The sequence below is a fragment of the Pseudoalteromonas sp. HL-AS1 genome, assembly GCF_031198785.1.
In the GTDB taxonomy this organism is placed as follows: domain Bacteria; phylum Pseudomonadota; class Gammaproteobacteria; order Enterobacterales; family Alteromonadaceae; genus Pseudoalteromonas; species Pseudoalteromonas distincta.
On the sequence record NZ_CP133569.1, the window covers coordinates 647,872 to 672,154 of the forward strand.

24 protein-coding genes and 2 pseudogenes are annotated in these 24,283 nt (G+C 39.6%); 10 read left to right on the top strand and 16 right to left on the bottom strand.

Annotation, left to right across the window (positions count from 1 at the left end):
- The first annotated feature begins 46 nt into the window (after positions 1-46).
- Together RB214_RS03040 and RB214_RS03045 are read left to right on the top strand one after the other, a co-directional pair.
- Positions 47-2,234: pseudogene (locus tag RB214_RS03040) on the top strand (EAL domain-containing protein).
- 400 nt (positions 2,235-2,634) lie between these two features.
- Positions 2,635-4,812: a YgiQ family radical SAM protein gene (locus RB214_RS03045; RefSeq protein WP_002957933.1), complete on the top strand. Its 2,178-nt coding sequence runs from the start codon at positions 2,635-2,637 to the stop codon at positions 4,810-4,812.
- Between the two features lie 168 nt (positions 4,813-4,980).
- Here RB214_RS03045 and RB214_RS03050 read toward each other — a convergent pair whose 3' ends face one another.
- The 13 genes from RB214_RS03050 to RB214_RS03110 form a co-directional block, all read right to left on the bottom strand.
- A complete protein-coding gene (locus tag RB214_RS03050; RefSeq protein WP_024606360.1) occupies positions 4,981-5,532 on the bottom strand; it encodes a protein disulfide oxidoreductase in 552 nt (183 codons plus the stop codon).
- A 57-nt stretch (positions 5,533-5,589) separates the two neighbouring features.
- Positions 5,590-6,948, bottom strand: coding sequence for a magnesium transporter (mgtE, locus tag RB214_RS03055; RefSeq protein WP_002957935.1), 1,359 nt, complete (start codon positions 6,946-6,948; stop codon positions 5,590-5,592).
- 132 nt (positions 6,949-7,080) lie between these two features.
- Positions 7,081-7,353: an HPr family phosphocarrier protein gene (locus tag RB214_RS03060; RefSeq protein WP_002957937.1), complete on the bottom strand. Its 273-nt coding sequence runs from the start codon at positions 7,351-7,353 to the stop codon at positions 7,081-7,083.
- Between the two features lie 42 nt (positions 7,354-7,395).
- Complete coding sequence (gene rapZ / locus RB214_RS03065; protein WP_002957938.1) at positions 7,396-8,241, bottom strand: RNase adapter RapZ; 846 nt, start codon at positions 8,239-8,241, stop codon at positions 7,396-7,398.
- 18 nt (positions 8,242-8,259) lie between these two features.
- Complete coding sequence (gene ptsN / locus RB214_RS03070; RefSeq protein WP_024595797.1) at positions 8,260-8,712, bottom strand: PTS IIA-like nitrogen regulatory protein PtsN; 453 nt, start codon at positions 8,710-8,712, stop codon at positions 8,260-8,262.
- 4 nt (positions 8,713-8,716) lie between these two features.
- The gene (hpf, locus tag RB214_RS03075) at positions 8,717-9,004 is read right to left on the bottom strand and encodes a ribosome hibernation promoting factor (protein ID WP_007580301.1); all 288 of its coding nucleotides are present in this window, start codon (positions 9,002-9,004) and stop codon (positions 8,717-8,719) included.
- A gap of 26 nt (positions 9,005-9,030) precedes the next feature.
- Positions 9,031-10,530 (bottom strand): RNA polymerase factor sigma-54, encoded by a 1,500-nt coding sequence (locus RB214_RS03080; protein WP_002957941.1) that lies wholly within the window; start codon positions 10,528-10,530, stop codon positions 9,031-9,033.
- A gap of 69 nt (positions 10,531-10,599) precedes the next feature.
- Positions 10,600-11,325, bottom strand: a complete 726-nt coding sequence (gene lptB, locus RB214_RS03085) for an LPS export ABC transporter ATP-binding protein (RefSeq protein WP_002957942.1) — start codon at positions 11,323-11,325, stop codon at positions 10,600-10,602.
- On the bottom strand, positions 11,322-11,867 hold the full coding sequence (gene lptA / locus RB214_RS03090; protein ID WP_002957943.1) for a lipopolysaccharide transport periplasmic protein LptA: 546 nt from the start codon (positions 11,865-11,867) through the stop codon (positions 11,322-11,324). Before lptA ends, lptB begins: the two co-directional genes overlap by 4 nt.
- Entirely contained in the window at positions 11,857-12,411 is a 555-nt protein-coding gene (gene lptC, locus RB214_RS03095) for an LPS export ABC transporter periplasmic protein LptC (protein ID WP_024606357.1), read from the bottom strand. Before lptC ends, lptA begins: the two co-directional genes overlap by 11 nt.
- A complete protein-coding gene (kdsC, locus tag RB214_RS03100; protein ID WP_007580311.1) occupies positions 12,408-12,959 on the bottom strand; it encodes a 3-deoxy-manno-octulosonate-8-phosphatase KdsC in 552 nt (183 codons plus the stop codon). Before kdsC ends, lptC begins: the two co-directional genes overlap by 4 nt.
- Positions 12,960-13,931: a KpsF/GutQ family sugar-phosphate isomerase gene (locus RB214_RS03105; RefSeq protein ID WP_002957946.1), complete on the bottom strand. Its 972-nt coding sequence runs from the start codon at positions 13,929-13,931 to the stop codon at positions 12,960-12,962.
- Between the two features lie 3 nt (positions 13,932-13,934).
- Positions 13,935-14,903 (bottom strand): calcium/sodium antiporter, encoded by a 969-nt coding sequence (locus RB214_RS03110; RefSeq protein WP_002957947.1) that lies wholly within the window; start codon positions 14,901-14,903, stop codon positions 13,935-13,937.
- Positions 14,904-15,158: 255 nt separating this feature from the next.
- Here RB214_RS03110 and RB214_RS03115 point away from each other — a divergent pair, with 255 nt between their 5' ends.
- The 7 genes and pseudogenes from RB214_RS03115 to murA all read left to right on the top strand — a co-directional run bounded on the left by RB214_RS03115 (position 15,159) and on the right by murA (position 19,822).
- The gene (locus RB214_RS03115; RefSeq protein ID WP_101163663.1) at positions 15,159-15,974 is read left to right on the top strand and encodes an ATP-binding cassette domain-containing protein; all 816 of its coding nucleotides are present in this window, start codon (positions 15,159-15,161) and stop codon (positions 15,972-15,974) included.
- Entirely contained in the window at positions 15,974-16,753 is a 780-nt protein-coding gene (mlaE, locus tag RB214_RS03120; RefSeq protein WP_002957949.1) for a lipid asymmetry maintenance ABC transporter permease subunit MlaE, read from the top strand. Before RB214_RS03115 ends, mlaE begins: the two co-directional genes overlap by 1 nt.
- A 13-nt stretch (positions 16,754-16,766) precedes the next feature.
- Positions 16,767-17,314 (top strand): annotated as a pseudogene (gene mlaD, locus RB214_RS03125) (outer membrane lipid asymmetry maintenance protein MlaD).
- 5 nt (positions 17,315-17,319) lie between these two features.
- Positions 17,320-18,000: a phospholipid-binding protein MlaC gene (locus tag RB214_RS03130; protein WP_024595794.1), complete on the top strand. Its 681-nt coding sequence runs from the start codon at positions 17,320-17,322 to the stop codon at positions 17,998-18,000.
- Positions 17,993-18,286, top strand: a complete 294-nt coding sequence (locus tag RB214_RS03135; RefSeq protein ID WP_002957952.1) for a lipid asymmetry maintenance protein MlaB — start codon at positions 17,993-17,995, stop codon at positions 18,284-18,286. Before RB214_RS03130 ends, RB214_RS03135 begins: the two co-directional genes overlap by 8 nt.
- A gap of 5 nt (positions 18,287-18,291) precedes the next feature.
- Positions 18,292-18,549, top strand: coding sequence for a BolA family protein (locus RB214_RS03140; RefSeq protein ID WP_002957953.1), 258 nt, complete (start codon positions 18,292-18,294; stop codon positions 18,547-18,549).
- A gap of 13 nt (positions 18,550-18,562) precedes the next feature.
- Complete coding sequence (gene murA, locus RB214_RS03145) at positions 18,563-19,822, top strand: UDP-N-acetylglucosamine 1-carboxyvinyltransferase (protein WP_309168361.1); 1,260 nt, start codon at positions 18,563-18,565, stop codon at positions 19,820-19,822.
- Between the two features lie 90 nt (positions 19,823-19,912).
- Here murA and RB214_RS03150 read toward each other — a convergent pair whose 3' ends face one another.
- From RB214_RS03150 to RB214_RS03160, 3 genes are all read right to left on the bottom strand, one after another.
- On the bottom strand, positions 19,913-20,995 hold the full coding sequence (locus RB214_RS03150; RefSeq protein WP_024595792.1) for a trypsin-like peptidase domain-containing protein: 1,083 nt from the start codon (positions 20,993-20,995) through the stop codon (positions 19,913-19,915).
- Positions 20,996-21,097: 102 nt separating this feature from the next.
- Complete coding sequence (locus RB214_RS03155) at positions 21,098-22,450, bottom strand: Do family serine endopeptidase (RefSeq protein WP_024606350.1); 1,353 nt, start codon at positions 22,448-22,450, stop codon at positions 21,098-21,100.
- Positions 22,451-22,579: 129 nt separating this feature from the next.
- Positions 22,580-23,023 carry a YhcB family protein gene (locus RB214_RS03160; protein WP_024595790.1) on the bottom strand — a complete coding sequence of 148 codons (444 nt, stop codon included), beginning with the start codon at positions 23,021-23,023 and terminating at the stop codon, positions 22,580-22,582.
- Positions 23,024-23,157: 134 nt separating this feature from the next.
- On the opposite strand from RB214_RS03160, the gene zapE reads away from it, so the two are divergent.
- On the top strand, positions 23,158-24,246 hold the full coding sequence (gene zapE, locus RB214_RS03165; RefSeq protein WP_309168362.1) for a cell division protein ZapE: 1,089 nt from the start codon (positions 23,158-23,160) through the stop codon (positions 24,244-24,246).
- The last annotated feature ends 37 nt before the right edge of the window (positions 24,247-24,283 follow it).

Consider the following 24,283-nt stretch of genomic DNA (forward strand, 5'->3'; position numbering starts at 1 on the left):
GATTATAAACCAAAAATAATTTATAAATTGCTACCTAGGAGAGCGAATGTCGTCAGATCAAAACGATTTTTTATTTTTTGAACAAGACTATGAAGATGATGCAGTTATTGAGCCGACTAAGTTTTGGGATATTTTAATTGTTGATGACGAACCTGAGATCCACTCTGTAACAAAGTTGGCTTTGTCTGGGGTTGAGTTTTGGGGGGCAGGCTTGAGATTTCATGATGCCTATTCGGGAGCTGAAGCAATAGAGATTTTAGCTAAAAATAACAATATTTCAGTTATTTTTTTAGATGTTGTTATGGAAACTGACGATGCTGGCTTGCAGGTTGTAAAAAGGGTGCGTGACGAATTAAATAATCAACATGTAAGAATTATTTTAAGAACAGGGCAAGCAGGTATTACACCAGAAGAAAAAGTAATACGAGAATACGACATAAATGACTATAAAACGAAAACAGAGCTGACTCGTTCTAAGTTAGTAACTTCGCTTATAACCGCTACTCGCTCATACGAGCAGGTATGTCAGCTTGAATATCAAAGTGATGCAATGAACACGATTGTTTCAGCATCAAAGTCTATTTTAGGACTTACTAATGTTAAGCAATTATGCAAAGAAATCATCAAGCACATGAGTATTATTTTAAAATGTTCACCTAGAGGGCTTGTTTGCAGTAAGTTAGATGGCGATGATTTTATTCAGGTCTTAGGTGGTTGCGGGCATTACGACAGCTATTTTGGTAAAAAATTAATTAATGTTGATAGCAAAGTATTTGAACAAGTTGAGTCGTGTTTTGGTTTGTCAAAGCACCAACACATAGACTCAAGTTCAACATTTATATTAAAAAGTAAGCATCGAAAAGCGGCTTTATATATAGAGTGCGACCACATTCCCTTACAAGCACAGCTACAATTTGCTGAAATTTTCTTAACTAATGTAAGTGTAGCACTTGATAACATAAGGTTATTTGTAAAGTTAAGAGATGCTGCTTATAAAGATGTGCTTACAGGTATTTCAAATCGTACCAATTTTATTGAACGGGTAGAGCGTTATCAAAAGCCGCACGTTAATGATTATGTATTTGTATTACTTGATATAGTTAATTTTGCAGATATTAATAATGGCTAGGGCAAGAGGTCGGCAATAAAGTATTAATTGGCATTGTGCAAAGGTTAAAAGAAAACTACCCAACAGCTAAATTACTATCTCGTATTGGTGCTGATGTTTTTGGTTTTATTATTCGCCGTGATGAACTCGACTTAAAAAAATTGAATGAGCAGTTAGGTGTTCCATTTTGCGCAGAAGAGCATACATTACCTATCGATTTTAGATTGGGTTTATGCCAACAGCAAGACTTTCAAAGTAGCGGGGTTGATACACTTAAAGTTGCTTATATTGCACTTAATCGAGCTAAAAAACAAAACACAAAGAGGGAATTTATTACAGTGTAGACATGCAAGATAAAATGGCTTGGCGCATAGGAATTATTAGACAATTACGTCATGATTTTGCTCGAAACAAGTTAGAGGTATGGTATCAACCTCAACTTTCATTAGATGACTTGTCTTTAATTGGGTGTGAGGCATTACTTAGGTGGCCTACCGGTAATGGGTCATATATATCGCCAGCGGTATTTGTTCCACTTGCAGAAGATGCGGGCTTGATTGTTGATATAGGGCAGTGGGTTTTAGAGCAAGTTTGCCAACAACAAAAGCGCCTAGAAAATATGGGCACCGAAATTTGTATTGCGGTTAATGTGTCTGTTCCGCAGTTTAAAGTAAAAGGTTATGCTCAAAACGTTAAAAATACATTATTAAAATATGGTGTTAAGCCAAAAAACATAGAGTTAGAAGTCACAGAAAGCGTAGTAATGGATGAACTCGAAACTGTTATTAATACACTTAGAGAGCTTCAAGAGTTAGGGATTGAGGTTGCTATTGATGACTTTGGGACTGGCTTTTCATCGCTTAGTTATATACAAAGTTTACCCTTGGATAGATTGAAAATAGATCGTGCATTTATTAAAGATCTGCCAAATGATGACACTGGCGCTATTGCTGCCTTAGTTATTTCTCTTGGTGCTAAGTTGGGTTTAAAAACGATTGCTGAAGGCGTTGAAACACAAGAACAAGCTCAGTTCTTAAAAAATTTAGGCTGTGATGAGGTACAAGGTTTTATGTATGCTAAACCCATGCCTGAGCATGAATTGATAGAATTTATAAATAAACGCTAAAAAAGATTAACTTATTATTATTTAAGTTAGGGCGTGTTGAACTTTTGTGATTAATTGTGCAGCAGATTGTTTGGTATTTAGGCAAGGCAGAGCCTATGTAGTGTGGTTGTTCCCCATAAATAGGCGATAACGCAGCATAAATGCCAAACATGCGCTGCCCTTTGGGTTCTTTCTAGGGACGATTAACTCTTTGTTGCTCGGTTTTTACTTAGCCCGCTAGGTTACAAACCTCGCGCCGCGATTAAATCGCCCCTAGATTGAACAAATTTCAATCCACAAAGATCAACACGCCCTAATGAACGATTTAGAATTTAAAGCGCGATATGCTTTGACTACTTTGTATATATAAAGAATTTAGTAGGGTATAATTCGCGCCTTTTGTTATTCTACGGCCACAATTATGAGCACACTCAAAGCTAAGCGCGCCTTATTTTCATACCCGAAATACTGGGCTGAATGTTATGGCACCGCGCCATTTTTACCAACTACACGTGAAGAAATGGATGCACTTGGCTGGGATAGCTGCGACATAATAATAATTAGTGGCGATGCGTATGTTGACCATCCTAGTTTTGGTATGGCTGTAATTGGCCGTGTACTTGAAGCGCAAGGCTTTAGAGTGGGGATTATTGCCCAACCTGCATGGGACTCTAAAGATGCATTTATGGAGCTCGGCAGACCGAATTTATTTTTTGGTGTAACAGCCGGCAACATGGATTCTATGATCAACCGCTATACAGCGGAAAAACGCATGCGCCACGATGATGCTTACACGCCTAATAACGTTGGCGGTAAGCGCCCAGATCGCGCCGTGATGATTTACTCGCAAAAATGCCGTGAAGCATACAAAGGTATCCCAATTGTTATTGGCGGTATTGAAGCCAGCCTTCGCCGTATTGCTCATTACGACTATTGGCAGGAAAAAGTACGTCGTAGTATTTTGTTTGATGCAAAAGCCGATATTTTAATTTACGGTAACGCAGAGCGCCCGCTAGTTGAAGTTGCACACCGTATTGCGGCGGGTGAAACGATGGATACGATTCAGGATATTCGCGGCACGGCTGTTATTCGAAAAGAGCCTCTACCTGGTTGGCGTGGCAGTGATTCTACCGCTATTGATAAAATTGGTAAAATAGACCCTATTCCAAACCCATATGGCGCGGATGATGTTGGCTGTAGTAAATCTGAATTTAAACAAGCGGGTATTGATTTAAAAGCAGAAGCGGCAAAACCAATCATGGTTCAGCCTGCACGTCCTAAGCCGTGGGAAAAAACCTATGTTAAGTTACCTGCTTATGAGCAAGTAAGTGTTAACAAACCTTTATACGCTCATGCCTCGCGAATTTTACATCAAGAAACAAACCCTGGTTGTGCAAGAGCGCTTTACCAACGACATGGCGATCGCTCTATTTGGGTAAACCCGCCAGCATATCCATTAGAAACACATGAAATGGATGCTGTATTTGGTTTGCCGTATCAGCGTATTCCTCACCCAAGTTATGGTGATGCTAAAATACCTGCTTACGATATGATTAAAACGTCAGTTAATATTATGCGTGGCTGTTTTGGTGGCTGTTCGTTTTGCTCAATTACAGAGCATGAGGGGCGCATTATTCAAAGTCGTTCGCAAGAATCTATTATTGAAGAAATTGAACAAATTAGAGATAAAGTCCCCGGCTTTACTGGTGTTATTTCTGATTTAGGTGGCCCAACGGCGAATATGTATAAGCTGCGCTGTACTAGTAAAAAGGCCGAGAGTACCTGTAGACGCTTATCATGTGTGTATCCAGATATTTGTAAACACATGGATACAGATCATACGCCAACAATAGATTTGTATAAAAAAGCACGTGAAGTTAAGGGTATTAAAAAGGTATTGATTGCTTCAGGTGTACGTTACGATTTAGCTGTACGCGACCCGCGTTACGTTAAAGAATTAGTAACGCACCATGTAGGCGGTTACTTAAAAATAGCGCCAGAGCATACAGAGGATGGTCCATTATCAAAAATGATGAAACCAGGTATGGGAGCGTACGATCAATTTAAAGAACTATTTGATAAGTACTCTAAAGAAGCCGGTAAAAAGCAGTATTTAATTCCTTACTTTATATCTGCTCACCCAGGTACAAAAGATGAAGACATGGTAAACATGGCTTTATGGCTTAAATCAAACGACTTTAAGCTTGATCAGGTACAAAATTTTTACCCATCACCTATGGCTAATGCGACGACTATTTACCATACAGAGATGAACTCTTTACGTAATATAAAAAACAACTCAGAAGTTGTTCCAGTACCTAAAGGCGCACGCCAACGTAGATTACATAAAGCTATTTTACGCTACCACGATGCAGCTGGTTGGCCAATGATACGTGAAGCTCTACGTAAAATGGGTAAAGCTAATTTAATTGGTAAAGGGCCTAACTGTTTAGTGCCAGAAGAAGGGCGCGATGAAAAAGCAGGTAAAGGTGGTAAAAAAGGTGGGCGTCCAGCACTAACGCGACATACCGGTTTTAGCCAATTTAAAAAGGCAAACACTAAGCCAAAAGTAGGCGGTAATCGACAAAGCACACGTTAGTAATTTTATTTGCTAATAGATAAGGCTAATTGCGGCACGCGTTTTTTAGCTTTTGTATACGTAAATTAAGTCAGCTTTGCTCTTTATTATCTATATTATTGTAGGTGATATAGGGTGAGGTTTTAGAGCCCCTCTCCTTAGATATCCTGTGCTAAGTTTAGCTTTTTTTTAAAGCATTGATGATAACCACAAACGCAATTTAAGTGACCATAACGGCTGAATGCCGGTGAGTCCTTGCGTCATTTTATTATCTTTTAAGATTATATAAGATGGCGTGACTTGTCCCTGCCAATCGGAAAATATCTCGCCGTGTCGATCGTTAACAGTACTGAAGCTGTAGCCCTGCTCATTTAAATAATCATGCAGCTCTTGATCAGAGCCTGATTTTATCGCGATGCTCACAACGGGGTATTTATTCTCGTTTGCGAGTTCGTTTATGGCAGGGGAGGTAATACTACAAATAGGACACCAAGTTCCCCAAAAATACACAAGCGTGGGTTTATCTTGGCTCATTGCTGCTAAATCAATGTTTTGCCCTTTATAATCGATTAATTGTAATTGAGGATTTGCTGGCATGACAGGTTGCCGCCACCAATTGACGGCGGTATAAAGGACGAAAAATATAGAGCCATATACCAGTACACTTTTTAATATGGATACGCTTTTTTGTTTTAGCGTTTTTTTAGGTATGTCATTTTTATGTTTGGTATCCGTTGCCATAGCTACTGATTTACCCTAAGTATTTTTGCTGTAGTTTTTACATTTAAAGCGTTTAATTTATATCAGCAACCATGTAGCAGTACCTAAAAAGGCGAATATACCAACAATATCAGTCACCGTGGTTAGCACCACACTCCCTGCAAGAGCAGGGTCTATATTCATTCTTTTAAGAATTATTGGAATACTTGCACCAGCAACACCTGCCACCACTAAGTTCATAAACATAGCGAAGGCGAGTACGCCACCAAGCATAAAATCCCATTGCCATAGCGCAATAACACCCGCAATTAATAGTGACCACAAAATACCGTTTAGCGCGCCAATGGCCAGTTCTTTCATCATCAGGAAACGTTGGTTTGTTTGGTTTATATGACCTACTGCAATACCACGGATAACAAGCGTTAATGATTGGCTACCAGCAACACCACCCATAGAAGGGACAATACCGTTAAGCACAGCCAAAATAGGGAGCACATCTAAAGTGCCTTCAAAAAAGCTAGCTACAAAAGCAGCTGCAAGTGCGGTTAGTAAATTAACTCCTAGCCAAACTGAGCGTTTTTTAGAGCTTTTTAGTACAGGCGCGAATGTATCCTCTTCATCATCAAGACCGGCTAGGCTTAATAAGCTATGCTCGGCATCTTCTCGGATTACATCAACGATGTCATCGATAGTAACACGACCGAGGAGTTGGTCGTTATCGTCCACCACAGGGGCCGATATCCAATTATGGCGCTCAAATAATTGCGCTACTTCACTTTCATCCATTGAGATTGGGATAGACTCACAATCTTCATCCATTAAATCGCGCACAATTTTTTCTGGCGGATTAGTTAATAATGTACTCAGCGATAAAGCGCCTATAAAGCAGTTATGTTTATCAACAACATATAAATCATCTGTACCCTCTGGTAACTCACCACGCAGTCTAATATAACGAAGTACAACATCGAGTGTTACATCAGGGCGAATGGTCACCGTATCGGTGTTCATTAGCGCACCTGCTGAACGCTCTTGATATGACAGTGCTTGCGTGGCACGTTCACGGTCTTGAATGTCCATCGCGCTAACAACGTCTTTATAGACGGTATCTGGCAGGCTACGTAATACTTCACCTAAGTCATCGTGGCCCATGTCTTCAGTTGCGGCGGCAATGTGCTTAGGTTCCATTTGGGCAATAATGCCTAAACGAACATCTTCAGATAATTCTTCAAGAACATCACCCTGCACATCAGGATCGACCAATTGCCAAAGCAGTCGGCGAATTTTATGCGGTGATGATTCTAATAATAATGCGGTATCACAAGGAGCCGTTTTTGCGAGCATGCGCCTAACTTGAACAAATTGACCACTATTGAGTGACTTCGTCACCTGTTTTAGTTGCTGTAGTGGGTAATCTTGTTCAAAAGCTTCAGGCATTGGCGTCCTTTATAAATTGTTATATTACTTTATGGGGGGGAGGTGAGTTAACTGGCGTTACTAACCTATCTATTTTATATATCTGTTTTAATTGAAGCATTAGTAATGCGAATATTGTTTTTATAAAACAGGTTATTCTTGTTCATTAAAGCGTTGTGCTATTAATTCTCCAACAGCGTGTAAAGCTTGCTCAGAATCAGGGCCTTTACAAACAACTTTAACTTCTTTTCCTTGGCTACTTTCAAGTAACATTAGTGCAAGTACGCTATCGCCTGCTGCTTCTTTGTCATCTTGGAATAATGTGATTGTCGCATCAAATTGTACTGCTAATTGCGCAAGCACAGTAGCTGCTCTGGCGTGTAAGCCTAATTTGTTTTTTATTAAAAAGGTATCTTCACAATGCATAACTTACTCTACCTAAGCTGAACAGGTGATTATTCAGCTATATTATTTTTCTTGCTCGCGATGGCGAATTTTTACATTGGGATGTGTCATTGCGAAACTTTCACCGATAGTTTGCGCTAAATACACAGAGCGATGTTGCCCGCCTGTACACCCAATAGCAATGGTTAAATAACTGCGGTTATTTCGTTCTAAATGTGGTAACCACGTTTGTACAAATGTTTGAATTTGCCATGTGAATTTTTGCACTATGCTGTGATTAGCTAAATAGTCTTTAACCGGTTGATCTAACCCATTTAAAGGCTTTAACTCTGGTTCCCAGTGTGGATTTGGTAAAAAGCGTGCATCAAATACGTAGTCTGCTTCTTTTGGTATACCGTGTTTAAAACCAAATGATTCAAATGTGACAATCAGTTGCTTATCTTTTTTACCTAAAATCTTTTCACGAATAGATTCAGCGAGTTGATGAACACTTAAATCAGTCGTATCTATCATAAAGTCGGCGCGAGTGGTTAATACATCAAGTAATTCTTTTTCTTTTTTGATGGCTAAATCAAGCGGCAACGAGTCTATTGATAGTGGGTGTAATCTGCGTGTTTCAGAAAAGCGTTTGATCAATGTCTGATCGTCGCTATCTAAATAAAACAACGTAGGGTTTGCAAAGCCAGGCAAGTATTCAAGAATATCGTTAAATTCATCTTGTTCTTTAGGGATGTTGCGCACATCTATGCTAACAGCAATTTTATCGTAGCTATCAGACACACTGCGAACTAATGAAGGTAGTAGGTTTACTGGAATATTATCTACGCAATAATAACCTAAATCTTCTACAACGCGCAAAGCAACCGACTTTCCAGAACCAGAACGGCCACTTATGATAATTAACTCCATTTAACACCCTTTATAAAACTATGATTGATCGACAATAACTTGGTAAAGCTCAGTATCAGATTTTGCACTGCGTAACTGTTTACAAAAATCTTTGTTGTTTAGTTTATCAGCAATGGTTGCTAGAGTCTTTAAGTGCTGCTGGTTATCGCCATCTGGTACGATGAGTGCGACAAAAATATCAACAGGGCGATTATCGATTGCATCAAAGTTTATTGGAGTTTCGCTAACGAGCACTAAAGCCAAAGGCTCTTCTGCACCGCTCATTCTTCCATGAGGAATAGCAATGCCACGCCCTATACCTGTACTACCTAATTTCTCTCTGCTCATTAAAGCATTAAGAATATCTTGTTGCGGTAAATACGGAAGTTTGTCGTGAGCAAGTTCGCTAATGAACTCTAAAATTCTTTTTTTGCTATTAAAAAGGACCGCAGCTTTGCTGCAGTCCTGGCATATAAGTGAACTTAATTTCATCATATTAGTGTCGAGCAAGCTTCTCTTTGTGTTTGATTACTTGGCGATCGAGCTTGTCGATCAACGAGTCAATAGCGGCATACATATCTTGATGTTCTGTAGAGGCAAATAGCTCAGCACCGCTTACGTGTATTGTGGCTTCTGCTTTTTGATTTAATTTTTCTACATCGAGAATGACATGAACATTATTAATATGATCAGAGTGTCTTTCAAGCTTCGCAAATTTAGTATTAATATAGTCTCTTAGTGAATCGGTTAATTCTACGTGACGACCAGTTAAGTTTAGTTGCATAAGCATTACCCTCTTAGTTTAGCGTCTTAAATCAGACTTTTACGCTGATTTGACGGTGGAATAGCAAGAGATTCACGGTATTTTGCGATTGTACGTCTTGCTACTTTAATTCCTTGCTCAGCCAATATATCCGCTATTTTGCTATCACTCAATGGTTTTGCTGAGTTTTCTGCTGCGATTAATTTTCGGATAAGCGCACGTATTGCTGTAGATGAACATTCACCACCGTTTTCAGTACTTACATGGCTTGAGAAAAAATATTTAAGCTCAAATATACCACGGGGTGTATGCATGTACTTTTGAGTAGTCACACGCGAAATTGTCGATTCGTGCATTTCTACCATTTCAGCGACATCATTTAAAACCATTGGTTTCATGGCTTCAGGGCCATGTTCAAAAAATCCTTGTTGTTGCTTAACAATACAATTAGTAACTTTTAATAGCGTGTCGTTTCTACTTTCTAAGCTTTTAATAAACCATTTAGCTTCTTGTAAATGTGAGCGAATAAACTGGCTGTCGCCACTTGATTTTACAGTGCGAGACATTGCCGCGTATTGGCTATTAACACGAATTTTAGGCATGCTATCTGGGTTTAATTCGACAACCCAGCGACCTTTAATTTTTTTAACTGACACATCAGGAATAACATACTCAGATTCTTCCCTTACAATAGTATCTGCAGGTTTTGGGTTGAGAGTATGTATTAGTGTCATCACTTCTTTAAGCTCTTCTTCTTTAAGCTTAGTTTTTTTCATTAATGTACGATAGTCGCGAGCTGCTAATAGATCAATATGCTCGGTTAAAATCATTTTCGTTTCATTAATGTAAGGTGTTTCTTTATCAAATTGATTAAGCTGAATACACAAACACTCTTGTAAACTACGTGCAGCAATACCAACAGGATCAAACAGTTGAATGCGTTTTAATACCGCTTCAATTTCATCAAGTTCGACTTCGTTATCATCTTCGTTTTCTTGATTAAAGCTTTCTAAAATTTCTTCGCAACTGAGAGTTAAAATACCTGAATCATCGACGGCCTCTACAATCGCAATAGCGATGGCTTCATCGGTAGGGCTAAATGGCGTTAGTTGTAATTGCCACATTAAATACTCATGGAGCGTTTCAGTAGAGGCGCCTTGGTATATAGATTCGTCTTCAGGCATTGGACCTGATGAGGCTGCTGGGGCGGCACTCATGTACTCATCCCAACTAACATCCATAGCCATGTCGTCACTTAGCGTGTCTTTTGCAAGTGCTTCACCAGTATCTTGTTCATATTCGCTCGGAGCATCATCAGCAGATGCGCTAACAGTTATGTCATCGGTATCAGCTTTTTGCTCGTTTTTACCAGCAGCGTCTTCAGAATAGTCTGCCTCTTCAACCTCTAAAAGTGGATTACTGTCGAGAGCTTCTTGTATTTCTTGCTGGAGATCCAATGTACTGAGTTGCAACAAACGAATAGCTTGTTGCAACTGTGGAGTCATTGTAAGTTGCTGGCCCATGCGCAGCTGTAGTGATTGCCTCATGTATCTCTAACAATCCTTTTATGTTGTTATAATTAATACTAGCAGATGCTTAAAGACATGGCGTAAATGTTACAGCCTAAATTGCTCGCCTAAGTAAACATCGCGTACTGTTTTATCATTTAATACGTGTTCTGGAGTACCTGATGCAATCAGTTCCCCATGAGAAACAATGTAGGCTTTTTCACAAACATCAAGGGTCTCTCTTACGTTATGGTCGGTAATTAATACTCCAATCCCACGATTTTTAAGATGTTCTATTATTTTCTTTATATCTAATACCGAAATAGGGTCAACACCAGCAAACGGTTCATCCAGTAATATAAATTTAGGATCTGCTGCCAGCGCTCGTGCTATTTCTACACGACGACGTTCTCCACCCGATAATGCCATACCTTGGCTATCACGAATGTGTTGTATGCTAAATTCATCTAATAAGTTATTGAGCGTGTCTTCTCTGGCTTGTTTATTTAGTTCTTTGCGCGTTTCTAAAATGGCCATTAAGTTTTGATAAACAGTCAGCTTTCTAAAAATCGATGACTCTTGTGGTAAGTAGCCTATGCCTAATCTAGCACGACTATGCATAGGTAAAAGAGTAATATCGTTATCATCAATAGATATTTTACCTTTGTCGCTAGGAACAAGCCCTACAATCATATAAAAAGTCGTTGTTTTACCAGCACCGTTAGGGCCAAGTAAGCCAACTATACTGCCAGCTTGTACTTCAAGGCCGACGTTTTTTACAACTTCACGACCTTTATAGCTTTTTGCTAATAGTTCTGCTTTTAATGTGCTCATGGTTGACCTTTATCGCCTTTTTTACTTTTTTTAGTTTCGATCGGTACTAAAATTGTGTGAACGCGGTCAGTTGAGTTTTCATCTTTTTCGGCACTGATGAGCTGCTGCTCTATGTCGTAGGTAATGCTTTTAGCATTTATTTTTTGTCCGGCTTGCGATACTTGTGCATTACCAACAAGCGTTAAAAAACGCTTAGATACATCATAACGTACTTCGTCAGCACTGGCGCTCATAGTTGTGCCGTCTGATTGCTTTTCTTCAAAGTGCGCAGGGCTACCTGTGGCAATTAATAATTGTTTATTATCACCAAGTTCATCACGTTTGTGTACTTCGAGGCGATCGGCTGTAATGCGGCGATTACCGTGAATAATCTCAACGTTTTTCTCAAAAATACCCACATTAGCTTTCAATTGACCTTCTTGCTTGTCGGCACTTATTGAAATTTGATTGGCAGCAGGTTGCGTGTTTTGCTCTGCAGCACTACTATTAAACGCTAGTATAAGTGTAGGAATTATAAGTGATTTTAATATTTTATTGGTCATAGTATATGGTTCGCGTATGGTTAATTAGTTTTATCACTTCGGTTTTTAAGTCGGCTTCTAGGCCTTTACCGGTGATTTTTAAATTGGGTCCAGTGATGATGACGGGTTGCTCCGAACGCATTGTTAATAGCTTTATATCAACCTGAATATTATCAGCATTGATTTTGTCTATCATGGCGTTATCGGTTAAATTTTTGGCAACCACATTACCTTCTAAAATTAATTGTTTATCTTCGTATAATGTTGCTTCGTCTGCATTTATTTGCCACGTTTGTTGTTCGTTATATAAAGTGAAAATGGGTTTTTCGAAAAACGTGAAACCTAATTGCTGGTATAGCTCCATTTTAGCCGCAGTGACTTTGTGGCTAATTTTACCTTGCTCATCATAGGCTGTCTGTTTGAGCTCAATAGCTATGTAATCAGGCTTAGCAATAACTTCAGGCTCAGCCTGAGGCACAATATTTGTTTGTGTAAAATAAGGGTACCAAAGCCAAACCATACAGCTAATGAATAAAACGCTTAATATTATGCGCGCTGCATTCATGAACTAGTGCCTTGTGTAGTCAATGCTTTACCATTTTCAAGCATGAGCAAATCGGTGAGTTCTCTCACAGCACCAAAACCACCAGGCATTTGCGTTACATAGTGTGACAAACGCTTAATAAGTGGGTGGGCATCATTTACTGCAACGGCAAAGCCTACTAACTCCATAACAGGCATGTCAGGACCGTCATCACCAATATAAGCAATTTGTTCATCGCTAAGGTTGAGTTTATCTTTTAATTCTTGATAGGCAATGAGCTTATTTTCTTGGCCTTGATAAATATGCTGTACGGTTAAGCTGCTCATACGTTGTTGTACTATCTGTGAATGACGACCAGTAATAACAGCTACTTCAAAGCCACTGTTTATAAGTGCTTTAATGCCAAAACCATCTTTTGTATTAAATGCTTTTAGCTCTTCACCTTGATTGCCAAGGTAAATACGGCCATCAGAAAATACACCATCAATATCGCATATAAGTAGTTTTACTTTTTTAGCGCGTGCTTTTGCATCATCGCTCAGCGGTTGATAGAGTTCTTCAAATTGCATTTATAACACTCCTGCTTTCAATAGGTCTTGCATATTTAATGCGCCAATAGGTTGGTTTTTCTCATTGACGACGATTAGGCCATTTATACGTTTACGTTCCATAATATTGAGCGCTTCAGCGGCTAAAATATCTTGCGTAGCTGTAGTGCATGACTTAGTCATAACAACATCTATTTGTGTTGTATGAATATCAATTCTTTGTTCTAAAATGCGACGTAAGTCACCATCGGTAAATAACCCTACGAGTTGCTGATTTTCATCAACAATGGCTGTCATACCTAATCCTTTAGCTGACATTTCTATTAGAGCATCTTTAACTGTTTGTGAAACATCAATAATAGGTGTATTTGCGCCGCTGTGCATAACATCTTTTAAAGTAAGTAATAAGCGCTTGCCTAAACTACCACCTGGGTGAGATAGCGCGAAGTCATCAGCTGTAAAGCCGCGAGCTTCTAATAATGCAACTGCCATGGCATCGCCCATCGCAAGCGTTGCAGTGGTACTTGATGTAGGGGCTAGACCCAATGAACAAGCTTCTTTTTCTACTTTAATACACACATGTACATTAGCAAGGGTTGCCATGGTTGATTGCGTATTGCCAGTCATCGCTATCATTTTGGCACCAAGTCGTTTTAAAACCGGAATGATATTTAAAACTTCGCTGGTTTCCCCTGAATTAGAAATAAGCATAACCACGTCATTTTTAGTGATCATACCTAAATCACCATGACTTGCTTCACCAGGGTGAACAAAAAACGCAGGGCTGCCAGTGCTTGCAAGAGTTGCCGCTATTTTATTGCCAATATGGCCTGATTTTCCCATGCCAATAACAATAATACGGCCTTCACAGTCGTACATTAATTGGCACGCATTATGAAAATTTTCATCTACATATTGTGCAATATCACTAAGTGCTTGGCGCTCAACATCTAAAACGCGAAGGCCTTGTTCAATAAAGTTTAGCGTTGCCATCTTTTACCCTACTTGACTAAAAATATACCCTTGGTAACCCAAAAACGCTATTAGTAATAAGCCGCCTTCTACTCTATTGATACGCTGGGTGCCTCTAAAGTTCAATGACATAATAATAAGAGCAAGTGTTGCACCAATCATAATTAATATATCTCGGCTTACTAACGATGGATCAATTGCTGAAGGATTAATAATACCTGCTAGAGGTAATACAGCTAAAATATTAAATATGTTTGAGCCAACAATATTACCTAGTGCTAAATCATCTTCATTTTTAAGTACGCCTGCAACCGAGGCGGCAAGTTCAGGCAAGCTAGTACCAATGGCAATAATTGTTAAACCAATGACTAAGTCGCTTAAGCCGAAGTATTTAGCAATATCAACAGCTGAGCCGATTAAAAAATGAGAACTAACCGGCAGGAGTATCATGCCGACAATTAACCAAAATACCGCTTTTTTAGTAGGTACATCGTTTGGTACATCGTCGCAGGCTTCTGAGACAAATGGGTCATCTTGGTTTTTTGCACGCATAGATACAATGATTAACCCACCGATGAATACGATAAAGCCAACTAAAAGTGCCACACCCTCACTGAATGAAAAGTAGTTATCTGAGAACACATACCAAGTAGCTAAAGATACGAGCATCACCAATGGCATTTCGCGTTTTAACGTACTAGATGAAACTGAAAGAGGGCGAAATAGAGCCGTGATACCTAACACAAGTAAAATGTTTGTAATATTAGAGCCAACAGCATTACCAACAGCTGTGTCTGTTTTGTTAGCTAGTGCGGCAGATGCCGAAACCATCATTTCGGGTGCTGAAGAACCCATTGCTACAACGGTCAAACCAACAATAAGTGTAGGTACACCAAAGTTTTTAGCAAGAGCCGCAGCGCCATAAACAAACCTGTCTGCACTCCAAACAAGAGCTGCAAAACCAAGAATTAAAATAACAAACGAGGTAACCATTGTGTTAAGCCAGTTATACAAAATACGGATGGCGCGAATAGTAACAAAAGCCAAGATGAAAGTATAAATAAAAGAGTAAGGTCAACTGCGTAACAATGCTGCTTTTAAACAGCTAATTTAAAAATTTAAGCCGGGGTTAAGCTGTTTTGAGCGAGTCTTATAATCCTTTTCATGGGTGTATTACAAAATCTTACGAATTGTTTTTTCCATCTTTGACAAAAAAGCTTTAAAATAGGGGCACTAGTGAACATTTTTATGGAGAGCGACTTGTCGCAATCAATAGTAGAAGTCAAGGATGTTAGCTTTTCGAGAGGCAATAGAACCATATATAAAAATATGAGTTTTAGCGTTCCTAAAGGTAAAATTACTGCGATTATGGGGCCAAGCGGAATTGGTAAAACCACTATGTTGCGTTTAATTGGTGGTCAGCTTAAACCAGATTCAGGTGATATTTTATTTGAAGGTGGCAGCATTCCTAAAATGTCTCGTAAAGAGTTATACGAAGCACGTACTAAAATGAGTATGCTTTTTCAAAGTGGTGCGTTGTTTACTGATATGTCGGTATTTGACAATATCGCGTTTCCTATAAGAGAGCACACAAAGCTAAGTGAAGACCTGATTCGATTAGTTGTGTTAATGAAATTGCAAGCTGTTGGACTACGTGGCGCTAAAGATTTAATGCCCTCTGAGTTATCCGGCGGTATGGCAAGGCGTGCTGCGCTTGCACGCGCTATAGCACTTGATCCAGAGCTAATCATGTACGATGAACCATTTGCAGGACAAGATCCTATTTCGATGGGCGTATTGGTTAAGCTAATTAAGTCGCTCAACGAAGTATTAGGTTTATCGTCTTTAATCGTGACGCACGATGTAACAGAGGTAATGAGTATTGCCGAACACGTTATAATTATCGCCGATCAAGGGGTAATTGGTTGTGGTACTCCAGATGAAATGCGTAATCATGAATCTCCTTTAGTTCAACAGTTTTTAAAAGGCTTGTCGGATGGTCCAGTACCATTTCATTTTCCGGCTCAGGCTTATGCAGACGAACTACTTGGAGAAAAAGCATAATGTTGGATTTATTTCAAAAGCTAGGACATAAAACGCTAGGACGCTTTGCGGCCCTTGGTCGTTCTGCTTATATGCTGTTTAGTGCATTAGCGCATGTTCCTAATTTTAAAAAAGGCACACCGTTACTTGTTCGCCAGCTTTATATGGTTGGTTCGCAATCGTTACTCATTATTATGGTGTCGGGTTTGTTTATCGGTATGGTGTTGGCTTTACAAGGTTACACCGTATTGGTTGGTTATGGCGCTGAGGATAGTTTAGGGCCGTTAGTGGCACTGAGCTTATTGCGAGAACTAGGCCCGGTTGTTACTGCATTATTATTTGCAGGACGCGCAGGTAGCGCTTTGACAGCTGAAATTGGCTTAATGAAAGCAACAGAGCAACTTTCATCACTTGAGATGATGGCAATCGATCCGCTAAAACGTATTATTGCACCGCGCTTTTGGGCGGGTTTTATAAGCATGCCATTGCTTGCATTGATATTTTCAGCTGTAGCAATTATAGGCGCTCATTTAGTGGGGGTAGATTGGCTGGGGGTTGATACAGGTAGTTTTTGGTCAATCATGCAATCGCAAGTGTCGTTTCAGCAAGACATACTAAACGGTATTATTAAAAGCTTTGTATTTGCCATAGTGGTGACCTGGATTGCGCTTTATAAAGGATATGACTGTGTGCCGACCTCAGAAGGGATCAGCAAAGCAACCACCGAAACGGTTGTTCATTCGTCATTAGCAGTTTTAGGTTTTGACTTTATTTTGACAGCGGTAATGTTTACCAGCTAATAGGGTATAGATAATGAATTCACGGAAATTAGAAATTTTAGTTGGTTTTTTGTAGCACTTGGCATTTTAGCTTTTGCGATGCTTGCACTTAAAGTTGCCAATTCAGGTATTAGTGGCTCTGGCGAAACATATACGCTTAATGCCAAGTTTGAAAACATCGGCTCGTTAAAAGCGCGTGCGCCGGTAAAAGTAGGTGGTGTTGTAATTGGTCGTGTTGAATCAATTTATGTACACCCACAAGAGTTTTTACCAGTGGTAAACATGACCATTGATGCACAGTATTTATGTCGTTTTTCAGACACAAGCTCAATCTCTATTTTAACGTCGGGTATTTTAGGTGAGCAGTACTTAGGTATTCACCCTGTAATTTCTCCAGATTCGGCTAAACAACGTTGTTTAGGCGAAACAGTGACTGAGAACAAGCAAGATGAAGCAATTGACGATTTATTTGGTGTGGAAAGCAAAGCACTAGGTGATGGCGATTCAATTACTGACACTAAGTCTGCCATTGTACTTGAAGAATTAATCGGGCAGTTTTTATTCAACCAAGGTAGTGAGTAATTATTATGTTGAAAAAGTTTTTAGCTATTGTAGCAATTGGCACAATGACGCTAACTCAAAGCGTAAGTGCAGCAGATGTGAAATTAGTCGATCCTAATAAAATGGTACGCCAAGTTGCCGATAATACATTTGCGCGCATTAAAAAAGATCAGCCATTAATTGTTAAAGATCAAGAGTACCTTCGCGTAATAGTCGAAGAAGAATTAATGCCTTACATCGACTATAAATATGCAGCACTTCGTGTACTTGGCAGTGAAGTATCTAAAGTTCGTGCAATTACCGACGAGGCTGAAAAGGCCAAAGCAATTAAAGAAATTCAACGCTTTATTGGTGTATTTAGAGAGTACTTAGTTGCTACTTATGCAGGTGTATTTACTCAATACACAAACCAGAAAGTTGAGTTTGGTGCAGAGCAAGCGTTTAAAGGCAAAGACGTTGTTGTTATTAAGACTAAAATTATTGAAGACGGTAAACCTGATATCAGAATCGATTTTAAAGTACGCGAAGACCGTGACGGTGAATGGCGCGCGTACGATATGATTGCCGAAGGTATTAGTTTACTAGACGCAAAACAAAGTGAGCTGCAAGGTATTTTGCGCCAGCAAGGTATTGATAATGTAAGTAACCTTTTAGAGCAAAAGAGTCAGCTACCAGTTCAGTTTAGAGGCAGTAACTCGAATGACTAAATTGGCAATAAGCCAAGTTGATGGACAACATTTTGGAGTAAGCGGTGAGCTTACTCGAAATTCAATTGGCGATGAACAGCTTCTGAACAATAAGTTATTAACTAAGCATAAAATCATCTATTTCGACCTAAGTGGAGTATCAAGGGTTGACACAGCAGGCTTAGCTTGGTTAATTCACTCTTTTGCAGAATTAAAGCAGCAAGGCATTCGCCTTGAATTGCAAAACCTACCTGAGCAATTGCAAAATTTAATGCAATTGGGTCAGGTTACAACCCTATTTGAGTGAGAGTTATGGAAACTAGCCAAGTCGAAACATTATTACGCGAAGAACTTCAATTAGCTGAAGTACATGTAAAAGCCAATGGTAGTCATTATGAAGTTGTTGCAGTAGGCGAATGCTTTGACGGTTTAAGCCGAGTTAAAAAGCAGCAGCTAGTTTATGGTCCATTAATGAATACAATTTCAGATGGGACAATTCACGCAGTATCTATTCGTGCATTTACTCCTGTAGAGTGGAAGCGTGAACAAAAATTCATTTTACCGCAATAACTAGGGCCTCCTAATGGATCAATTTGTAATTCAAGGTGGCACTTCACTTGCTGGTGAAGTGACTATTTCCGGCGCTAAAAATGCCGCACTGCCTATTTTATTTGCTTCACTATTAGCTGATGGCAAAAGTATATTTACTAATGTACCGCGTCTTCGCGACATAGTGACCACTGAAGCCTTATTAAAAACTTTAGGTGCAGATGTTAATTGGCAGGGCGATTCCCTAGTAATTGACGGTGCAACGGTTAATAAAACATTAGCGCCTTACGACTTAGTAAAGCAAATGCGTGCCTCTGTGCTTGCATTAGGCCCTCTAGTTGCACGTTTTGGTGAAGCTCAAGTGTCTTTACCTGGTGGGTGCGCCATTGGCGCTCGCCCAGTTGATATTCATATTCAAGGTTTGGAGCGCATGGGCGCACAAATAAACGTTGAAAATGGTTATATTAATGCCAAGGTAAATGGTCGCTTAAAAGGCGCTGAAATTTTTATGGAAATGGTAAGTGTAGGCGCTACCGAAAACCTATTAATGGCAGCGGCCCTCGCTGATGGTAAAACCATACTTGATAATGCGGCACGCGAGCCTGAAATAATTGATTTAGCTAACTGCCTAATTGCTATGGGCGCTAAAATCACAGGTGCAGGTACTAGCCGCATTGAAGTTGAAGGCGTTGAGCGTTTAGCTGGCTGTGAACACAGTATTTTACCTGACCGAATTGAAACTGGGACGTTTTTAGTCGCTGCAGCAATGGCAGGCGGTGAAGTACTTTGTAAAAACACTGACTTTCATTCTCTTGAGCCTGTGATTGAAAAGTTACGCGCAACAAATGCACATCTAGAAGTGCATAACGACAGTATTTATCTTGATATGCGCGGCCGAGAACTGAAAGCCGTGAATATTAAAACAGCTCCACACCCAGGTTTTCCTACGGATATGCAAGCTCAGTTTACAGCATTAAATGTAGTAGCAAATGGTAGTGCGACTATTACAGAAACGATTTTTGAAAACCGTTTTATGCATGTACCTGAGTTGCAGCGTATGGGCGCTAATATTCGTTTAGAAGGGCATACCGCAATTTGTGGTGAGACTGAAAGCTTAACGGGCGCGCAAGTGATGGCAACCGACCTACGCGCTTCAGCTAGCTTAATCTTAACGGGTATAGTGGCACAGGGTGAAACGGTTGTTGACCGTATTTATCACGTTGATAGAGGCTATCAGCGCATTGAAGATAAGCTAAGTGCGTTGGGGGCAAATATTAAACGTCGAAGTAGTTAAGTAGATATTTAACTAGCTAAGCTATTTTAAAAAGGTCGGATACGCAAATTGCTATCCGACTTTTTTATTGACGATTGGTATTACTATTTATTAAAGCTTTGTTTCAAGTTCAGCTACCACCACCATGATTTTTTCTATTTTCCCATCTCTGTATAGCTCAAATTCTATTTCTTTACCGGGCTCCGTATTACCTATTTTTTCAAGCACTTTTTGTGGGTTTGCTACCGAAAGCCCTGCAATTTTAATGACGATATCTTGCTCTTCAATACCCGCTTGCCATGCTGGCCCCAAAGGGTCTAAATTAGTAATGCGCATGCCGGTAACCGGCGTTAGGCTGTCGTTTACTTCTTTACCTGTACTATCTACTGCTGTGCCTTCAAAGCCTAAATAGCCGCGTACAACGCGACCGTGACGAATGAGTTTACCCATCACTTTTTTAGCAAGTGAGTAAGGAACCGCAAAAAATATTCCTTGAATATTCAAGTTCTCACGCGTTTTAAATTGTGCAGAAGTAATGCCGACTAAATCACCATTGGAGTTAACTAATGCGCCGCCGGAGTTGCCCACGTTAATAGCTGCATCCATTTGCAATAAGTTATTGTAAGGGCTATCTGTAATTTTTTGCTTACCCGTTGCACTAATAATGCCTTGAGTGATTGTTTGCCCTAAGTTAAGCGGGTTGCCTATAGCAAGTACAACATCGCCTACATTTGATACATAGCTATCGTTTACGGGAATCACCGGGAGGTGATCTGCATTGATTTTAAGTAAGGCTAAATCAGTAATGGTATCAAAACCAATTAGTTGCACATCAAAAAAGCGTCGGCCATCGGTTAAGATAACCATAATTTGGTCTGCATTATTCACAACATGGTAGTTAGTAAGAATATAACCGTCTTGCGACATAATGACGCCAGAGCCTAGCTCTTGTACCGTGTTTTTTCTTTTATAACGAGGTTCTTTGGAAATGCTTTCTGAAAAAATAGTAACTACAGAAGGAGCTGCTCGTTTAACTGCATCAGAAAAACTCAAGTGACTCGCACTCATCGCGCTTGGAAGGGGAACATTAGGAAGTAAGGCGGCTCGCATATTAGGGCTGAAAAAAACCACTAAAAAAGCAATACTTAGACCTGCAAATAAAGGGGGGAGAATAAATTTTATTAATTTCAGCACAGTTTTCTTATTATGTAAGTGAGCAATCTCTTTATGATGACATAAAAAAAATAACAGCGGCAAGTGCCACTGTTATTTTTATTACATTAATAGTGCTATTTATTACTGAATTAAAATAAATATAGACTCACGACCACGTTGTACGCCAAGTACGATATTACCTTTAGTGTTTTCGATAATCTTATTCATATCACGAATAGTCTCTACTCGTTGGCGATTCACTTGCATAATAATATCACCTTCTTCAAGGCCAACACGGGCAGAAGGTGAGCGAGGGTCTACAGACGTAACCTCAACACCTTTATTACTATTTTTTTGCACGTTTTCAAGTGTCGCGCCTTGGAACGCAGGATGCAGCTCTTCGCCAGTCGCTGTAACACCTGATGCACCATCAAGAGTTACTTTTACCGTTTTAATTTTACCATCGCGGTAAATACCAAGTTTTATTTCGCGGCCTTCACCTAGCGTAGCAATTTTGCTGCGTAGTTCATGGAAACCACTAATATCACCGCCATTAATGCTAACAATTACGTCACCTGCTTTTATACCTGCTTTACTTGCAGCAGTGTCGTCCATTACTTGCATTACATAAGCACCTTGTTTAACGTCAAGTTGCTGCGCTTTAGCAAGGCCTGCATCAAGTGGTCGGCCAGAAATACCCAGCGAACCTCGGCGTACTTCACCGTGTTCAACAATTTGATCAACTAAGTTTTTCATCATGTTTGATGGAATGGCAAAACCAATACCCACGTTACCGCCAGAAGCACCTAAAATAGCAGTGTTAATACCAATCAATTCACCGTTTAAGTTAACTAGTGCGCCACCAGAGTTGCCTTGGTTGATAGCAGCATCGGTTTGAATGAAATCTTCGTAGCCCTCAATATTTAAACCACTACGGCCAAGAGCGCTAACAATACCAGATGTAACTGTGTGGCTAAGTCCAAATGGGTTACCAATAGCGACGGCAAAGTCGCCCACTCGTAAACTATCTGAATTTGCGAGTTTTATTTCAGTTAAGTCATCAGCGTCTATTTGTAAAAGAGCGATGTCTGATTCTGTATCAGTACCAATTTTAGTTGCTTCAAATTCACGGCCATCTTCGAGGGTTACTACCATTTTTTCGGCATCTTGGATTACGTGATTATTAGTGACTACATAACCCTCATCAGCATCAATAATTACCCCAGAGCCTAACCCACTAAATTGACGCTTTTGACTGCGAGGCTGTTGCTGTCCAAAAAAGTATTCAAGCGGATCTGCACGGCGGCGTACTTCTTTTGAGCCTGAAACTTGGATACTTACAACACCTGGAGATATTTTCTCTAGCATGGGGGCAAGAGTTGGTAGTTGTTGACCATTTACTGCAATTGGCATTTTTGCATAAGATGCTACAGGGCTCATTAATAAGCTTGTAGATAGAATAGCTGCGCTGATAAGTGATAATTTCATTTTCATAGTCAGGGGTAACTCCACTTAAGATAAAGCAAAACAAAAAGGGCTACTTTACAGCAGCCCTTTTCGGTTTATTAAGATAAAACAACAAAGCTGTTATATCTAAAGACTATGGGGTCAAAAAAAAGTTCATCAAGATGCTTTAGAATGTTCTGAAACTTTATTTTGACCAGCAAATAAACCGGATTCACCTGATACATAATCAGCTGGTTGCGCTTCTGCAGAAGAGCGGTCTGAACGACGCTCTTTTAAAGATGCTTGTAATTGTTCGGTTGTTTCTTTAGAGAAATAAGGTTCAGCTGGTGCTTTATTTCTATCTTCTAGAAGAAGCTGGTTTGTTTCTTCAACGTGACTAAGCAGTTGATCATAGTTTTCTTTCATTTTATTTACGAGCTTACCAGTATTCGCTAAATGATCAGCGACATCTTGGCGATACTGCTCAAGCGCACTTTGTGCTTGTTCCGCTTGCTCTTTTAGTTCATCTTGTTTGAACTGTTTTTTAGTTACAAATGCACCAATAAAAAATGCTACAACAGCAACAATAACAATCAAACCTACCCACATAACTGTGCCCATAAAAACTACCCCTTTGGGAAAATAACTAACGAATGCCGATTCAATTATAAATCATACTAAGTGTAATATACCCCGAGTTATGATGCGTGTTAATATGCTTTGCAAATTAAACTGTGTTTTAACTGTAAATAGATATGACTCCTTGGCAAACATACCAACAAGACTTAAAGCGAGATGACTTTGTACACGACGCAGCACAAGAAAATGCTGTGCGCCATTTACAACGTCTATACGATGACCTAACTCAGACAAAGCCAAAACAAAAAGGCTTTTTTGCTAAGCTATTTAGTAAAGAAGAACCTGCGCCTGTAAAAGGTTTGTACTTTTGGGGGGGGGTAGGGCGTGGTAAAACTTATTTAGTTGACACTTTTTACGAATCATTACCGGGCACACGTAAAATGCGTGTGCACTTTCATCGATTTATGCACCGAGTGCATAACGAGCTTAAAAAGCTAAATAATACGGCTAATCCATTAGAAAAAATTGCTGACACTTTTAAAGCAGAAACAGACATTATTTGCTTTGATGAGTTTTTTGTACAAGACATTACTGATGCCATGCTATTAGGTGGCTTAATGGAAGCGCTATTTGCACGGGGCATAGTACTTGTAGCAACCTCTAATATAGTGCCTGATGAACTTTACAGAAATGGCTTACAGCGAGCGCGTTTTATGCCAGCAATTGAGCTTGTTAAAAAAAATACCGAGATAGTTAATGTAGATTCAGGTATTGATTACCGATTACGTACTTTAGAGCAAGCTGAAATTTTTCATAGTCCGTTAGATGAAGATGCGGATAAGAACCTATTTGAGTACTTCGATAAGTTATCGCCAGAGCCAGGGCAATTAGATGAGACGATAGAGATAGAAGGGCGAAAAATCAAAACGCGTAAAGTAGCTAAATGCGTTGTGATGTTTGAGTTTAGTGAATTGTGCGAAACAGCACGTAGCCAGGTCGATTACATGGAGATTAGCCGCTTATACAATACGGTGATTATTTCTAACGTAAAACAGCTAGGGCAAACTAATGATGATGCTGCTAGACGCTTTATTGCTTTAGTGGATGAATTTTATGAGCGCCATGTAACTTTAATTATATCGGCTGAAAAACCTATTACCGAACTTTATACCCAAGGTAATTTAAACTTTGAATTTAAGCGTTGTATTAGTCGTTTACAAGAAATGCAATCCTTAGAATATTTAGCTAGAGAGCATTTAGTTTAAATAAGTAAGTAAATGTGTAATAGGGCAACTATAAAAA

What these genes read in the sequence shown, in the direction of transcription:
- RB214_RS03110 (WP_002957947.1), bottom strand. Translation starts at nt 14,903, where the DNA reads ATGGTTACCTCGTTTGTTATTTTAATTCTTGGTTTTGCAGCTCTTGTT.
- RB214_RS03105 (WP_002957946.1), bottom strand. Translation starts at nt 13,931, where the DNA reads ATGGCAACGCTAAACTTTATTGAACAAGGCCTTCGCGTTTTAGATGTT.
- RB214_RS03135 (WP_002957952.1), top strand. Translation starts at nt 17,993, where the DNA reads ATGACTAAATTGGCAATAAGCCAAGTTGATGGACAACATTTTGGAGTA.
- RB214_RS03140 (WP_002957953.1), top strand. Translation starts at nt 18,292, where the DNA reads ATGGAAACTAGCCAAGTCGAAACATTATTACGCGAAGAACTTCAATTA.
- lptB (WP_002957942.1), bottom strand. Translation starts at nt 11,325, where the DNA reads ATGAGCACATTAAAAGCAGAACTATTAGCAAAAAGCTATAAAGGTCGT.
- kdsC (WP_007580311.1), bottom strand. Translation starts at nt 12,959, where the DNA reads ATGCAATTTGAAGAACTCTATCAACCGCTGAGCGATGATGCAAAAGCA.
- hpf (WP_007580301.1), bottom strand. Translation starts at nt 9,004, where the DNA reads ATGCAACTAAACTTAACTGGTCGTCACGTAGAATTAACCGATTCACTA.
- zapE (WP_309168362.1), top strand. Translation starts at nt 23,158, where the DNA reads ATGACTCCTTGGCAAACATACCAACAAGACTTAAAGCGAGATGACTTT.
- RB214_RS03130 (WP_024595794.1), top strand. Translation starts at nt 17,320, where the DNA reads ATGTTGAAAAAGTTTTTAGCTATTGTAGCAATTGGCACAATGACGCTA.
- RB214_RS03160 (WP_024595790.1), bottom strand. Translation starts at nt 23,023, where the DNA reads ATGGGCACAGTTATGTGGGTAGGTTTGATTGTTATTGTTGCTGTTGTA.
- RB214_RS03080 (WP_002957941.1), bottom strand. Translation starts at nt 10,530, where the DNA reads ATGAGGCAATCACTACAGCTGCGCATGGGCCAGCAACTTACAATGACT.
- mlaE (WP_002957949.1), top strand. Translation starts at nt 15,974, where the DNA reads ATGTTGGATTTATTTCAAAAGCTAGGACATAAAACGCTAGGACGCTTT.
- lptC (WP_024606357.1), bottom strand. Translation starts at nt 12,411, where the DNA reads ATGAATGCAGCGCGCATAATATTAAGCGTTTTATTCATTAGCTGTATG.
- mgtE (WP_002957935.1), bottom strand. Translation starts at nt 6,948, where the DNA reads ATGCCTGAAGCTTTTGAACAAGATTACCCACTACAGCAACTAAAACAG.
- RB214_RS03060 (WP_002957937.1), bottom strand. Translation starts at nt 7,353, where the DNA reads ATGCATTGTGAAGATACCTTTTTAATAAAAAACAAATTAGGCTTACAC.
- lptA (WP_002957943.1), bottom strand. Translation starts at nt 11,867, where the DNA reads ATGACCAATAAAATATTAAAATCACTTATAATTCCTACACTTATACTA.
- RB214_RS03155 (WP_024606350.1), bottom strand. Translation starts at nt 22,450, where the DNA reads ATGAAAATGAAATTATCACTTATCAGCGCAGCTATTCTATCTACAAGC.
- murA (WP_309168361.1), top strand. Translation starts at nt 18,563, where the DNA reads ATGGATCAATTTGTAATTCAAGGTGGCACTTCACTTGCTGGTGAAGTG.
- RB214_RS03045 (WP_002957933.1), top strand. Translation starts at nt 2,635, where the DNA reads ATGAGCACACTCAAAGCTAAGCGCGCCTTATTTTCATACCCGAAATAC.
- ptsN (WP_024595797.1), bottom strand. Translation starts at nt 8,712, where the DNA reads ATGAAATTAAGTTCACTTATATGCCAGGACTGCAGCAAAGCTGCGGTC.
- rapZ (WP_002957938.1), bottom strand. Translation starts at nt 8,241, where the DNA reads ATGGAGTTAATTATCATAAGTGGCCGTTCTGGTTCTGGAAAGTCGGTT.
- RB214_RS03050 (WP_024606360.1), bottom strand. Translation starts at nt 5,532, where the DNA reads ATGGCAACGGATACCAAACATAAAAATGACATACCTAAAAAAACGCTA.
- RB214_RS03115 (WP_101163663.1), top strand. Translation starts at nt 15,159, where the DNA reads ATGGAGAGCGACTTGTCGCAATCAATAGTAGAAGTCAAGGATGTTAGC.